The organism is Pseudomonas floridensis (genome assembly GCF_002087235.1).
Lineage (GTDB): Bacteria > Pseudomonadota > Gammaproteobacteria > Pseudomonadales > Pseudomonadaceae > Aquipseudomonas > Aquipseudomonas floridensis.
In genome coordinates, this window is the sequence record NZ_MUIO01000040.1 from 22,262 (window position 1) to 35,729 (window position 13,468).

Here is a 13,468-nt window from a genome sequence, read left to right on the forward strand (position 1 = left end):
ACTTATTGCCCTAGTTTCAGGCGAGCAGTTTCGCCGCTGGTAAAAGGTGCCACGTCTACAGGCTGACCGTTATAGCTGACCTGCGCTCCGCGAGCGAAACCCAGACGCAGTGTCAACGGCGGCTTGCCGTTGACGTCCAGGCTGTCGCCCTTGCGCTTGAGGCCGCTGACCAGCACCTTGCCGTTGCCATCGGTCACCTGGGTCCAGCAATCAGCCGTGAACTGCACGTTGATCTGACCGGCACCGGCCATGACAGGCGCAGCCTGCTCGGCCGGTGGGGTGTTCGGCATGGACGGAACGGAAGGCGCGGTAGCAGGCACCTGAGCTGATGCGGCAGGCGGCGTCGCGGGTGCGGCTGCTTGCGAGTGAGCAGGCGGAGTAACGGTCTGGGCCGGTACTACAGGCGCAGCGCTTGGGGTTTCGCTGGGCGGTGTCCCGGTGTTCAACGGCAACGACGTCTCACCGGTTGCCTGGCTTTCAACGACTGCCTGATCTTCAGGCTCGTCCAGCGGATGAATCTGGGTGGTGCCGTCGGCGCTTTCGACTTCGACGTGCTCAAGGTTGAGGCCGGACTGATCCTTGCCACGCATCGCAGCCTGATCCTGCCACCAGAAGAAGCCGCCGCCAACCAGCACGATCAGCAACAACAGGCTGACAATGCGCAGAATGTTGTGCGAAAGACGAACAGGCTCTTCAATCCGGCCCAACGCATGGACCGAACTGCCCTTGCCGTCCGTACCGGTGTATTGGTCGAACTGCTCGACCAGCGCAGCCTGATCCAGCTCCAGCAGTTTCGCATAGGCACGCACATAGCCCCGGGCAAAGGTATGCCCAGGCAGCTTGTCAAAGTTCCCGTTCTCCAGATGGCTGAGTGAGGTCACGGTAAGGTTCAGCCTCAAAGCCACATCTGGCAGCGACCAGTCTTTACTCTCGCGAACCTGGCGCAGGGTTTCTCCAGGATTCACGCGGTTGGTTGCTACAACTTCGGGATGCGCCGCTTTCATCATTGCTCCGACAGGTATTGCTGATATTCCGGCGTACCGGGATAGAGTCTTTTTAATTGCAGACCAAAACTGGCTGCCTTGTTGCGGTCTTCATATACCTTAGCCAACCGCGTACCGAGCAATAGACTACGTGCATTTTGCTCGCTCAGTTGGCTAAAACGGTCGTAATAGTCACGCGCTGGCACATAATGCCCGTCTTCGTAAGACAACTCAGCCATTTCCAGCAAGGCACGCGGCTGTTGACGGTCCAGGCGCAACGCCTTGGTGAATTGCTCACGGGCCTGTTCACGATTGCCCAGTTTGAGCGATGTCATGCCCAGGCTTTCGAAAACCCGCGAACGCTCGGGATAAAGGTTGTCGGCAGCCGCCTGCTCAAAACGCTCGTAGGCTTCCTTGTAGCGCTTCTGCTCGTAGAGAAAACTACCGTAATTATTGACGATGCGCGTTTCGTTGCGGCTCGCCGACAGGGCCTTGCGAAAATACTGATCAGCGAGCTCCGGCTCCATCTCGGTCTGGAACACCAGCGCCAAAGCCGCGTTGGCTTCGGAATCGGAACCGTCCAGCTCCAGCGCTTTTTTCAAGGGAACCTTGGCGCGCTCGGTCTGACCCTGCTGCAAATAGCCAATCCCCAGTTGCACGTAAGCCTTGCGCGCTTCATCACGCCCCTGAGAGGTCGTGAGCGGATTGACATTGCCGGTTGATACGCAGCCCACGAGCAACATGACAACACAAAGCAGCAACGGGGCGCGCACAGACATGAAATCCCTCTTGGTCAGTTTCGCGATGGAGTTGGCGGTCAGTTCCGAATCGCCGCGCCTTGCGTCGCGTCAGACTCGACGCTCAACTCACGCACAGCGATGTAGCGCTCGCTGCGACGGGTGCGGTCCATCACCTGACCGACCAATTGGCCGCAGGCGGCATCGATGTCTTCGCCACGCGTGGTGCGCACAGTGACGTTATACCCGGCCTGATGCAACAGGTCCTGGAAACGACGGATCGCGTTATTGCTCGGACGCTCGTAACCGGAGTGCGGGAACGGATTGAACGGGATCAGGTTGATCTTGCAAGGGGTGTCCTTGAGCAGCTCGATCATCTCGACAGCGTGTTCAACCTTGTCGTTGATGTCCTTGAGCATGGTGTACTCGATGGTCAGCACGCGCTTTTCGCCCAGGTTGGACATGTAGCGACGGCACGACTCGAGCAGCATTTTCAACGGGTATTTCTTGTTGATCGGCACCAACTGATTACGCAGCGCGTCGTTGGGCGCGTGCAGCGACAGGGCCAGTGACACATCAATGTGTTTGGACAGCTCGTCGATCATCGGTACCACGCCGGAGGTGGACAGTGTCACCCGACGCTTGGAAATGCCGTACCCCAGGTCATCCATCATCAGATGCATGGCGGCGATGACATTATCGAAATTCAGCAGTGGCTCACCCATGCCCATCATCACCACGTTGGTGATGGCACGGTCGACGGTTGCCGGGACACTGCCGAAGGATTTGTTGGCAATCCACACCTGACCGATGACTTCGGCGGCGGTGAGGTTGCTGTTGAAGCCTTGCTTGCCGGTGGAGCAGAAACTGCAATCCAGGGCACAGCCCGCCTGGGAAGACACACACAGCGTGCCGCGCTTGCCTTGCGGAATGTAGACGGTCTCGACGCAGCTGCCGGACTCGACGCGCACCACCCATTTACGGGTGCCATCGCTCGAGATGTCCTCGCTGACGACCTCGGGACCGCGAACCTCGGCGCAGGCCTTGAGCTTTTCGCGCAGGGCCTTGCTGACGTTCGTCATGGCGTCGAAATCATCGACGCCAAAGTGGTGAATCCACTTCATGACCTGACCGGCACGGAAGCGCTTCTCCCCGATAGAGTCGAAGAATTTCTCCATTTCCAGCTGAGTCAGACCCAACAGGTTGGTTTTACCAGTCGATGCAATCATGAATTCACCCTTCACTCGATAGTCGCAAGACTTAGCGAGCGGTTACCTCGGTAGCTGCGAAGAAGTACGAGATTTCGCGAGCGGCGGCTGCTTCGGAATCGGAACCGTGAACAGCGTTGGCGTCGATGGAGTCGGCGAAATCGGCACGGATGGTACCAGCGGCGGCTTCTTTAGGGTTGGTAGCGCCCATCAGCTCACGGTTCAGAGCGATAGCGTTTTCGCCTTCCAGAACCTGAACGACAACCGGACCGGAGATCATGAACGCAACCAGGTCACCGAAGAAACCACGAGCGCTGTGCTCAGCGTAGAAACCTTCAGCTTCGGCCTTGGACAGCTGCTTCAGCTTGGAAGCAACGACGCGCAGACCGGCTTTTTCGAAACGAGTGGTGATCTCGCCGATTACGTTCTTTGCAACGGCGTCAGGCTTGATGATGGAGAAAGTACGTTGGACAGCCATGGTGAAACTCCAGAAACAGTGATTGAAGCGAAAAATTAAACCCGCGAATTATACGCGGGTTCTGGTGTATTGCCTAACTGCGTAAGTAACTGAACGTCAATCCGCCTCGTCGTTCCACGTGGTCTGGATGGCTTCGAGGACCTTTTCCCCACCGCGATCACGCTCATCGTCGAAGTCAGGCAATGCCATGACCAGATCGCGCAATCTGACGAAATTCAATGAAAACGGATCGGTATCCGGGTACTTTTCAGCCAGCTGGATAGCGATTTCCTGCACATCGACCCATTTGAGACTCATGAGCGTTCCTTGAATCAATGCGGCGCTTCGGCAGCGTGGTTGAGCGAGTATTTCGGTATTTCGACGGTCAGATCTTCCGTGCCGACAATTGCCTGACAGGATAGACGCGATTGCGCTTCCAGGCCCCAGGCTTTGTCGAGCATGTCTTCTTCCAGCTCGTCGGCCTCATTCAGCGAATTGAAACCTTCGCGAATGATGCAATGGCAAGTCGTGCAGGCGCAGACACCGCCACAGGCACTTTCGATCTCGATGTGATGCTCGTGAGCAAGCTCGAGGATGGACGTACCGGGCTCAACTTCTACAACCAGCCCATCCGGGCAGTGCTCGGCATGGGGCAGAAAAATCACCTGCGGCATCAGTTATTCCTCAATCTCATTCAGGTTGCGCCCGGCCAGTGCGGCTTTTACCGTCGAATCGAGTCGGCGGGCAGCAAATGCATCGGTCACCTGCGACAGACGCCTGGTCTGCTGCTCGATGGCGTGGCCATCGGTGCCTTGCATCAATTCACGTAATTCGTCCATTTGCAGATTGATGACCAAGCGCTCTTCTTCGTCGAGAAGACGCTCGCCATCGGCATCCAGCGCACCCTGCACGGCTTCGAGCAGACGCTCGGCATCGACCTGATGCTCGCGCAGGACACGGGCGACCTTGTCATTACCGGCGTATTCGAACGAATCCTTGAGCATTCGGGTAATTTCGCCATCGGTCAGACCGTAGGACGGCTTGACCTGAATGCTCGCCTCGATGCCCGAGCCCAGCTCACGCGCCGAAACACTCAGCAGGCCGTCAGCGTCCACCTGGAAGGTGACGCGAATCTTTGCCGCGCCCGCCACCATCGGCGGAATGCCGCGCAATTCGAATCGCGCCAGCGAGCGGCAGTCACTGATCAGCTCGCGCTCGCCTTGCAGCACATGGATCATCATGGCCGTCTGGCCATCTTTGTAGGTGGTGAAGTCCTGACCACGCGCCACCGGAATCGTGGTGTTGCGCGGAATGACCTTCTCCATCAGGCCGCCCATGGTTTCCAGCCCCAGCGAGAGCGGAATCACATCGAGCAGCAGCAACTCTCCCCCATCACGCTTGTTGCCTGCCAGGGTATCGGCCTGGATCGCAGCCCCTATGGCCACCACTTGATCCGGATTGATCTCGGTCAGCGGCTGACGCCCGAACAGCTCGGCGACCGCTTCACGCACACGCGGCACGCGAGTGGAGCCGCCCACCATGACAACCGCTTCGACTTCTTCAAGCTCAATACCGGTATCGCGCACAGCACGACGGCACGACTTCAGGCTACGGGCAACCATCGGTTCGATCATCGCGTTGAACGCTTCACGCGTCAGAGCAGCCTGCCAGTCACCGTAGGTCACTTCGACAGAGTCGGCCCCGGCCAGCGCTTCCTTGGCTGCACAGGCTGCCTGCAGCAGACTGCGCTGGGCAGAAGGCGGCAGATCGGCAGACAGACCCGCCTGAGCAACGATCCAGCTGGCGATCGCGTGATCGAAATCATCGCCGCCCAGGGCCGTATCACCGCCAGTGGCGAGCACTTCGAACACGCCGCCAGTGAGACGCAGGATGGAGATGTCAAACGTCCCGCCACCCAGATCATAGATGGCAACCACGCCTTCGGCTTTCTGATCCAGACCGTAGGCGACCGCTGCGGCCGTCGGCTCGTTGAGCAGGCGCAGCACATTGAGGCCTGCCAGCTTAGCGGCATCCTTGGTGGCCTGACGCTGGGCATCATCGAAATACGCCGGAACCGTGATCACTGCACCGACCAGTTCGCCACCCAAGGCAGCTTCAGCACGCTGGCGCAGCACCTTGAGAATGTCGGCAGAGACTTCCACCGGGCTTTTCGGCCCCTGGACGGTCTCGATGAAGGGCATGTGCGACTCACCGTCGACGAAGCGGTAAGGCAGTTGCTCACCCAGTTGCTTGACGTCGGTCAGCCCACGCCCCATCAGGCGTTTGACCGACAGCACGGTGTTGAACGGGTCTTGAGAGGCCGCGACTTTCGCCGACTGCCCCACTTCGACACGCTCGGCATGGTATCGAACAGCGGAAGGCAGGATGACCTGGCCTTCTGCGTCAGCCAGAGGCTCGGACAGGCCGCTGCGCACTGCAGCAACCAGAGAATTGGTGGTGCCCAAGTCGATCCCCACAGCCAGACGACGCTGATGCGGTTGAGGACTGAGGCCGGGTTCGGCGATCTGCAGTAAGGCCATGCGTTTTCAGAATAATCACTGGGCGTGCGGCCGGGGCAGCACGGGGTTAATCGTCGAGGCGCTCTTCTAGCTGGCGCACTTCGTGAGAAAGCTTGTCGAGAAACTGCATACGCCGCATCAGCCTTTCGGCGTGCTCGCGTTGTGCAGCGTCATTCCAACAGGCAGCGAAGCTCTGGTTCAGTTCATCCTGAGCCACTTTGAGCCGACGCTTGAACGTCGCGACACCGGCAAGATCGGCTTCATCCTGCAGATCCTCAAGCTCTTCGCGCCATTGCATCTGCTGCAGAAGAAAGTCCGGATCGTGAACGGTGACCTCAAGCGCAACCTCGTTGCCATTCATGGCCAACAGGTAACGCGCCCTTTTCGGCGGGCTCTTGAGTGTCTGATAGGCTTCATTGAGGCTGGCGGAACGCTCCAGCGCCGTACGTTGCTCGCGCTCGGAAGCATCGGCAAAACGGTCTGGATGGACGCCACGCGCCAATTCGCGATAACGCGTCGCCAACTGATCGAGGTCCAGCTGAAAATCAGGCTTGAGCTCGAACAGAGCGAAGTGACAGGGAGTACCCACGATAAAAAGCCTCAGACGTTGAAGCTTTCGCCGCAGCCGCACTCACCGCGCGAATTGGGGTTGTTGAACTTGAAGCCTTCGTTCAACCCTTCCCGAACGAAGTCGAGCTCGGTGCCATCGAGGTAGACCAGGCTTTTCGGGTCAATGATCACCTTGACGCCGTGCATTTCGAACACGGTGTCTTCGCTGGCCGCCTCATCGACGAACTCGAGCACATAGGCAAGACCTGAACAGCCTGTGGTGCGAACACCCAGACGAACGCCATCACCCTTGCCGCGCCCCTCAAGGGAACGACGCACGTGGTTAGCGGCAGCTTCTGTCATGCTGATAGCCATCGGAACTCCTTACTTTGTCGCAAGCTTCTCTGAAAAAGGACTGCTTACAGCAGGCCTTTCTTCTGCTTGTAATCGCGAACGGCCGCCTTGATGGCGTCTTCGGCGAGTACCGAGCAGTGAATCTTCACCGGTGGCAGCGCCAGCTCTTCAGCCAGCTGAGTGTTCTTGATGGTCTCTGCTTCATCCAGAGTCTTGCCTTTCATCCACTCGGTTGCCAGGGAGCTGGACGCAATGGCCGAGCCGCAGCCGTAGGTCTTGAACTTGGCGTCTTCGATGACACCCTGCTCGTTGACCTTGATCTGCAGACGCATTACGTCGCCGCACGCCGGAGCACCCACCATGCCGGTACCAACATCAGGATCTTCCGCATTCATCTTGCCGACGTTGCGCGGATTTTCGTAGTGGTCGATGACCTTTTCGCTGTAAGCCATGATTCTGTTCCTCTCACATCAGGGAGCCGCTCTTCAGGCCGTATCAGCAGATGCTGACAACGACCTGTGTTGGAGGCGACTTTAAATTAGTGCGCCGCCCACTCGATCTTGGAAATATCGACGCCGTCTTTGAACATGTCCCACAGCGGCGAAAGCGTACGCAGCTTGGTAACGGCCTCACAGACTTTCTGCGCGGCGTAATCGATTTCTTCTTCGGTGGTGAAACGGCCGAAGGTGAAGCGAATCGAGCTGTGTGCCAGTTCGTCATTGCGGCCTAGCGCGCGCAATACATACGAAGGCTCGAGCGATGCCGAGGTGCAGGCCGAACCGGACGATACCGCCAGATCCTTGAGCGCCATGATCAGCGACTCGCCTTCGACATAGTTGAAGCTCAGATTCAGGTTGTGCGGTACGCGGGCAGTCAGACTGCCGTTGACGTAAAGCTCTTCCAGGTTCTCGACCTGCTTGTAGAAACGATCGCTGAGCGCTTTGACGCGCACGTTTTCAGCAGCCATTTCTTCCTTGGCGATACGGAACGCTTCACCCATGCCAACGATCTGGTGGGTCGCCAGCGTGCCGGAACGCATGCCACGCTCGTGACCGCCGCCGTGCATGGCCGCTTCGAGGCGAACACGCGGTTTACGGCTCACGTACAGCGCGCCGATACCTTTTGGACCGTAGGTCTTGTGGGCAGAGAACGACATCAGGTCAACCTTGAGGCTGGCCAGATCGATTTCAACCTTGCCGGTCGATTGAGCGCCGTCAACATGGAACAGCACGCCGCGCGAACGGGTCAGCTCACCGATCGCCGCGATGTCGTTAATGGTGCCGATCTCGTTGTTCACGTGCATGATCGAAACCAGAATGGTGTCGTCACGCAGCGCGGCTTCGATCATGGCAGGGGTGATCAGACCGTCTTCACCCGGCTCGATGTAGGTCACTTCAAAACCTTCACGCTCCAGTTGGCGCGTGGTATCCAGGACAGCCTTGTGCTCGACCTTGGAGGTGATGATGTGCTTGCCTTTGCTGGCATAGAAATGAGCAACACCCTTGATCGCAAGGTTGTCGGATTCGGTTGCACCGGAGGTCCAGACAATTTCACGCGGGTCGGCATTGACCAGGTCAGCGACCTGACGGCGGGCATTCTCGACCGCCTCTTCGGCTTTCCAGCCAAAGACGTGGGAGCGCGATGCCGGGTTGCCGAAGTTTCCTTCGACTGTCAGGCATTCGATCATTTTCTGCGCGACACGCGGATCGACCGGGGTCGTCGCGGAGTAATCGAGGTAAATCGGCAATTTCATTGAAGCTCTCCTATCAGGCAGGCGCACCGCTCATTCATCTGCGTTCATTCAACGGCGGACGTTTCAATCTTACCCAGTTGCGACGTATTGCAATGGCTACGGCGCATATCCTGGCGCTGAGCGACCTCTTGTACCTCACGGCGAGTGACAAGATCCGCCAAGCTGATACCGCTTAGAAATTCGTGAATCTGCTGGCTCAGGTCACACCACAAATGGTGCGTCAGGCACGTGTCGCCAGCATGGCAATCACCCAGCCCCTGACAGCGTGTGGCATCGACCGACTCATTGACCGCGTCGACAACCTGAGCCACCTGGATACCTTTCATGTCGCGAGAAAGCTGATAACCACCACCTGGGCCACGAACACTGGAAACCAGGTTGCCGCGACGCAGCTTGGCGAACAACTGCTCGAGATAAGACAGGGAAATGCCCTGTCGCTCGGAGATATCGGCCAGAGACACTGGCCCGTTCTGCGCGTGCAAGGCCAGGTCAAGCATGGCTGTTACAGCGTATCGGCCTTTTGTAGTCAGTCGCATGGCGTGTACCGCAGAGGATCGGAATAGGCGTGAGTATGCTATTCCCGAGTAAATGAGTCAACTATTAGACCGAGTAAAACAGTCGGAAATAGCAAAAAGCGCGGGCTGCATCATAGCAAAGGTGCGGCGCAATGACACGCCCCAAACCCCCGCCCCGCCTAACCGACCTTGTCCTTGAGCGGCTCTTCGGACTTGTCCTTGACGCAATCGAATACCTCGTCGCGCAGCTCGGGCAGATCCTTGGCGCAGTAATCGCTGCCCAACCGGCTGAGTGCGCCACACATGCCTTCAAGACGGCCATCGACGGCCTGCAAATGATCGAGCAACTGGCCAATCGCGCGAGCAACCGGGTCCGGCATGTCGGCACTGACGCCATAAGCATCGAAACCCAGCTTCTCGGCCATGGCCTTGCGCTTGGCTTCGGTCTCGTCGCTGGACTTGACGATAATGCGTCCCGGGATGCCTACCGCCGTGGCTCCTGCCGGTACCGCCTTGGTGACCACTGCGTTGGAACCGATCTTGGCGCCGGCACCGACGGTGAACGGGCCGAGCACTTTCGCTCCGGCACCCACGACCACGCCGTCTTCCAAAGTGGGGTGACGCTTGCCGGCGTTCCAGCTGGTGCCACCCAGGGTGACACCCTGATAGAGCGTCACGTCATTGCCGATCTCGGCGGTCTCACCGATGACAATGCCCATGCCGTGATCAATGAAGAAACGACGACCAATCCGCGCACCCGGATGGATTTCGATGCCGGTCATCCAGCGACCGAAGTTGGACACCACACGAGCAGGCCATTTCCAGCCCTTACCCCACAGGATGTGCGCGAAGCGGTGCAGCCAGATGGCGTGCATGCCCGGATAGCAGGTCAGCACATCGAATGCGTTGCGCGCGGCAGGGTCACGATGGAACACACTTTGGATATCTTCCCGCAGACGCTCGAACATTATTGATCCTTCCGCTTGTAGGGTTCACCGCGCGCGGCTTTCTGGGTCTCGGTGAGAATCCCGCGCAGGATGCTCAGCTCGGAATGCTCCACTTCGCTACGACCGTAAAGCCTGCGCAGACGCGCCATCAGGTGACGGGGCTTTTCGGGATCGAGGAAGCCGATTGCCACTAGCGTCGCTTCCAGATGGGCGTAAAAGCCTTCCATTTCATCCATCGTCGCAAGCCCGGCACTGTGCGCCGACTTCGAAGGCTCGTCCTGAACCGGCTGTTCGCTGGCGGCGAGCCAGGACATGCGAACCTCGTAGCTGAGCACCTGCACGGCGGCGGCCAGGTTCAGCGAGCTGAAACCGGGGTCCGATGGAATGTGCACATGAAAATGACAGCGCTGCAGCTCTTCGTTGGTGAGGCCCGCGTGTTCGCGACCGAACACCAAGGCAACCTCGGCGCCCTGTCCTGCCTGCTCGACGACTTTCACGCCCGAAGCGCGCGGGTCGAGCATCGGCCAGGGCAGACTGCGATCGCGGGCGCTGGTACCCAGCACCAGACGGCAACCCACCAGCGCCTCTTCGAGCGTGGCGACAACCTGCGCACCTTCCAGAATGTCGGTCGCTCCCGACGCACGCGCATCGGCGTCAGGTGAAGGGAAGATCCGTGGATCGACCAGCACCAGGCGTGAAAGCCCCATGTTTTTCATGGCGCGAGCAGCCCCGCCGATATTTCCGGGATGGGTAGTGCCGACCAGGACAACACGAATGTTCTGCAACAAAGCGAACGCTCACTGACGCGAATTAGGGGGGCAAATCTTACAGAAATGCCCTGACTAACGCTATGAACCTGTTCAACCCGAGCGGACCGAAACCGCAATGATGCGCGCCGGAAAATGCCCGGAAACCCGACAACCGTTACAACGCAAGGCTGGAAATAATTTGACGCAGCCAATAGAATGCCCGGCTCTCTTTAACAACCTTAGGTGAATTGTCCATGCAGCCCATGCTGAATATCGCGCTGCGCGCCGCCCGCAGCGCCAGCGAATTGATTTTCCGCTCCATCGAGCGCTTGGATACCATCAAGGTCGACGAAAAAGAAGCCAAAGACTACGTCTCGGAAATTGACCGCGCTGCCGAACAGAGCATCATCACTGCTCTGCGCAAGGCCTACCCTACCCACGGCATCCTCGGCGAAGAAAGCGGCATGCACGAAGGCAGCGGTGAAGGCACCGACTACCTGTGGATCATCGATCCGCTGGACGGCACAACCAACTTCGTTCGCGGCGTTCCGCACTTCGCAGTCAGCATCGCCTGCAAATACCGCGGTCGTCTTGAGCACGCTGTCGTTCTGGACCCTGTTCGCCAGGAAGAATTCACGGCCAGCCGCGGTCGTGGCGCAGCCCTGAACGGTCGTCGCCTGCGCGTCAGCCAGCGCAAGAGCCTTGAAGGCGCGCTGCTGGGCACCGGCTTCCCTTTCCGCGACAACCAGATGGACAACCTCGAAAACTACCTGGGCATGTTCCGCAGCCTGGTCGGCCAGACCGCAGGCATCCGCCGTGCAGGCGCAGCCAGCCTGGACCTCGCCTACGTTGCAGCCGGTCGTTTCGACGCTTTCTGGGAATCGGGCCTGTCAGAGTGGGACATGGCTGCAGGCGCACTGCTGATTCAGGAAGCGGGCGGTCTGGTGAGCGACTTCACTGGCGGTCACGATTTCCTTGAAAAAGGTCACATCGTTGCCGGTAACACCAAGTGTTTCAAAGCTGTGCTGACCGCAATCGCACCGCACCTGCCCGCCTCGCTGAAACGCTAAGCGACAGATGTAAAAAAACCGGCGAAAGCCGGTTTTTTTATGCCTTGCAGAAACTCAGCCGATTTACTGGGCCTGGCCCAGAATCAACTGACCATTCTTGTCGACAGGAATCTGATTGCCTGGATCACGCTCCATACGGACCTGACCCACCTTCTCGTTCAACTTGTACTTCACGTTGTAACCCACCACTTTCTCGCTCACGTCGTTGACTGTGGTGCAACGGTTCTGCGTCGTGGTGTAAGTGTCACGTTCCTGCATGCCTTCCTGAACCTTGTTGCCCGCATAACCACCGCCAACCGCACCTGCGACCGTCGCGAGCTTCTTGCCATTACCACCACCGACCTGATTACCCAGCAAACCGCCAGCTACAGCGCCGATGACGCTACCCACAATCTGGTGCTGGTCCTTGACCGGCGCCTGACGGGTAACGGTTACGTCCTTGCAAACTTCACGGGGGGTTTTGATCTGCTGATTGATCGGCTCGACCGCCAATACGTCAGCATACTCAGGACCACCCTTGACCAGGCTATAGGTGGCAACGGCGCCGCCGGCAGTCACAACAGCAGCACCTAATACAGCACCAACAAGCATAGACTTGTTCACTTGAACCTCCTGACCCAATCGAAACGCAGCTTCACTGCGCAATGCCTAGCCTTGGAGCATAAAAAAAGGCGCGAGTTCATCACTCGCGCCTTTTTTATGACAGCTGGCTATTAAGGCAGATCGTCCGCCTTCTCGACCACCACCGGAGGAATCAGATCCTCAGTGGTCAGGTTCAGCCAGATCAGCACTACGTTGGCGATGTAGATGGACGAGTAGGTACCCGCCAGAACACCGATGAACAACGCGATGGAAAAACCTTCCAGGCTGTCGCCGCCGAACACCCACAGCGCAACGATCGCCAGCAACGTGGAGATCGATGTGGCCATAGTGCGCAGCAGGGTCTGCGTGGTCGAGATGTTGATGTTCTCGATCAGCGAGGCCTTGCGCAGCAGACGGAAGTTTTCACGCACCCGGTCGAAGACCACGATGGTGTCGTTCAGCGAGTAACCGATGATCGCCAGTACCGCCGCCAGCACCGTCAGGTCGAAGGTGATCTGGAAGAACGACAGGATACCCATCGTCACCACCACGTCGTGGATCAGCGAGATGATCGCACCGACCGCGAACTTCCACTGGAAGCGGAACGCCAGGTAGATCAGTACGCCACCGAGCGCCAGCAGCATGCCGATGCCGCCCTGGTCGCGCAGCTCTTCGCCGACCTGCGGGCCGACGAACTCGACACGCTTGACCACCGCCGGGTTATCGGCACCGGACTTGCGCAGCGCATCGGCCACCTGGGTGCCCAATTGCGGGTCTTCACCCGGCATGCGCACCAGCAGATCCGTGGTCGCGCCGAAGCTTTGTACGACGGCCTCATGGTAACCGGCCTCGACCAGCTCCTGACGGACCTTGCCCAGATCGGCAGGACGCTCGTAGGTCAGCTCGATAAGCGTACCGCCGGTGAAGTCCAGACCAAAGTTAAGCCCTTTATGGAACCAGCTGAACAATGCCAGTGCGGTAAGGAGCATGGTAATGGCGAACGCAACATTGCGAACGCCCATGAAGTTGATGGTACGTAACATGG

The 13,468-nt window shown here is 58.6% G+C and carries 17 protein-coding genes; 1 reads left to right on the forward strand and 16 read right to left on the reverse strand.

Features of this window, described 5'->3' with window-relative positions; all coding sequences use genetic code 11:
* Positions 1–2: 2 nt before the first annotated feature.
* The 14 genes from BZK31_RS11875 to trmJ all read right to left on the reverse strand — a co-directional run bounded on the left by BZK31_RS11875 (position 3) and on the right by trmJ (position 10,810).
* On the reverse strand, positions 3–1,004 hold the full coding sequence (locus BZK31_RS11875; protein ID WP_083182886.1) for a RodZ domain-containing protein: 1,002 nt from the start codon (positions 1,002–1,004) through the stop codon (positions 3–5).
* On the reverse strand, positions 1,004–1,762 hold the full coding sequence (gene pilW, locus BZK31_RS11880) for a type IV pilus biogenesis/stability protein PilW (RefSeq protein WP_083182889.1): 759 nt from the start codon (positions 1,760–1,762) through the stop codon (positions 1,004–1,006). The genes BZK31_RS11875 and pilW overlap by 1 nt, the downstream gene beginning before the upstream one ends.
* 38 nt (positions 1,763–1,800) lie before the next feature.
* The gene (gene rlmN / locus BZK31_RS11885; RefSeq protein ID WP_083182903.1) at positions 1,801–2,949 is read right to left on the reverse strand and encodes a dual-specificity RNA methyltransferase RlmN; all 1,149 of its coding nucleotides are present in this window, start codon (positions 2,947–2,949) and stop codon (positions 1,801–1,803) included.
* A 31-nt stretch (positions 2,950–2,980) separates the two neighbouring features.
* Positions 2,981–3,406: a nucleoside-diphosphate kinase gene (gene ndk, locus BZK31_RS11890; protein ID WP_002552482.1), complete on the reverse strand. Its 426-nt coding sequence runs from the start codon at positions 3,404–3,406 to the stop codon at positions 2,981–2,983.
* A 96-nt stretch (positions 3,407–3,502) separates the two neighbouring features.
* Positions 3,503–3,703 (reverse strand): Fe-S cluster assembly protein IscX, encoded by a 201-nt coding sequence (gene iscX / locus BZK31_RS11895; protein ID WP_083182905.1) that lies wholly within the window; start codon positions 3,701–3,703, stop codon positions 3,503–3,505.
* 14 nt (positions 3,704–3,717) lie between these two features.
* Positions 3,718–4,059, reverse strand: a complete 342-nt coding sequence (fdx, locus tag BZK31_RS11900; RefSeq protein WP_083182906.1) for an ISC system 2Fe-2S type ferredoxin — start codon at positions 4,057–4,059, stop codon at positions 3,718–3,720.
* Positions 4,060–4,062: 3 nt separating this feature from the next.
* On the reverse strand, positions 4,063–5,925 hold the full coding sequence (gene hscA / locus BZK31_RS11905; RefSeq protein ID WP_083182907.1) for a Fe-S protein assembly chaperone HscA: 1,863 nt from the start codon (positions 5,923–5,925) through the stop codon (positions 4,063–4,065).
* Positions 5,926–5,971: 46 nt separating this feature from the next.
* Entirely contained in the window at positions 5,972–6,493 is a 522-nt protein-coding gene (gene hscB / locus BZK31_RS11910; protein WP_083182908.1) for a co-chaperone HscB, read from the reverse strand.
* Between the two features lie 11 nt (positions 6,494–6,504).
* Positions 6,505–6,828 carry an iron-sulfur cluster assembly protein IscA gene (gene iscA, locus BZK31_RS11915; protein WP_003365093.1) on the reverse strand — a complete coding sequence of 108 codons (324 nt, stop codon included), beginning with the start codon at positions 6,826–6,828 and terminating at the stop codon, positions 6,505–6,507.
* Positions 6,829–6,872: 44 nt separating this feature from the next.
* Positions 6,873–7,259: a Fe-S cluster assembly scaffold IscU gene (gene iscU / locus BZK31_RS11920; RefSeq protein ID WP_002552476.1), complete on the reverse strand. Its 387-nt coding sequence runs from the start codon at positions 7,257–7,259 to the stop codon at positions 6,873–6,875.
* Positions 7,260–7,345: 86 nt separating this feature from the next.
* The gene (locus BZK31_RS11925; RefSeq protein ID WP_083182911.1) at positions 7,346–8,560 is read right to left on the reverse strand and encodes an IscS subfamily cysteine desulfurase; all 1,215 of its coding nucleotides are present in this window, start codon (positions 8,558–8,560) and stop codon (positions 7,346–7,348) included.
* Between the two features lie 44 nt (positions 8,561–8,604).
* Complete coding sequence (gene iscR, locus BZK31_RS11930) at positions 8,605–9,096, reverse strand: Fe-S cluster assembly transcriptional regulator IscR (RefSeq protein WP_004878734.1); 492 nt, start codon at positions 9,094–9,096, stop codon at positions 8,605–8,607.
* A gap of 158 nt (positions 9,097–9,254) precedes the next feature.
* Positions 9,255–10,043 (reverse strand): serine O-acetyltransferase, encoded by a 789-nt coding sequence (gene cysE / locus BZK31_RS11940; protein WP_083182912.1) that lies wholly within the window; start codon positions 10,041–10,043, stop codon positions 9,255–9,257.
* Entirely contained in the window at positions 10,043–10,810 is a 768-nt protein-coding gene (gene trmJ / locus BZK31_RS11945) for a tRNA (cytosine(32)/uridine(32)-2'-O)-methyltransferase TrmJ (RefSeq protein WP_083182913.1), read from the reverse strand. The genes cysE and trmJ overlap by 1 nt, the downstream gene beginning before the upstream one ends.
* Before the next feature lie 215 nt (positions 10,811–11,025).
* Here trmJ and suhB point away from each other — a divergent pair, with 215 nt between their 5' ends.
* Positions 11,026–11,841 carry a type III secretion system regulator SuhB gene (gene suhB, locus BZK31_RS11950; RefSeq protein WP_083182914.1) on the forward strand — a complete coding sequence of 272 codons (816 nt, stop codon included), beginning with the start codon at positions 11,026–11,028 and terminating at the stop codon, positions 11,839–11,841.
* 63 nt (positions 11,842–11,904) lie between these two features.
* Here suhB and BZK31_RS11955 read toward each other — a convergent pair whose 3' ends face one another.
* Positions 11,905–12,444: a glycine zipper 2TM domain-containing protein gene (locus BZK31_RS11955; RefSeq protein ID WP_083182916.1), complete on the reverse strand. Its 540-nt coding sequence runs from the start codon at positions 12,442–12,444 to the stop codon at positions 11,905–11,907.
* A gap of 110 nt (positions 12,445–12,554) precedes the next feature.
* On the reverse strand, positions 12,555–13,466 hold the full coding sequence (gene secF, locus BZK31_RS11960) for a protein translocase subunit SecF (protein WP_083182918.1): 912 nt from the start codon (positions 13,464–13,466) through the stop codon (positions 12,555–12,557).
* Between the last annotated feature and the right edge of the window lie 2 nt (positions 13,467–13,468).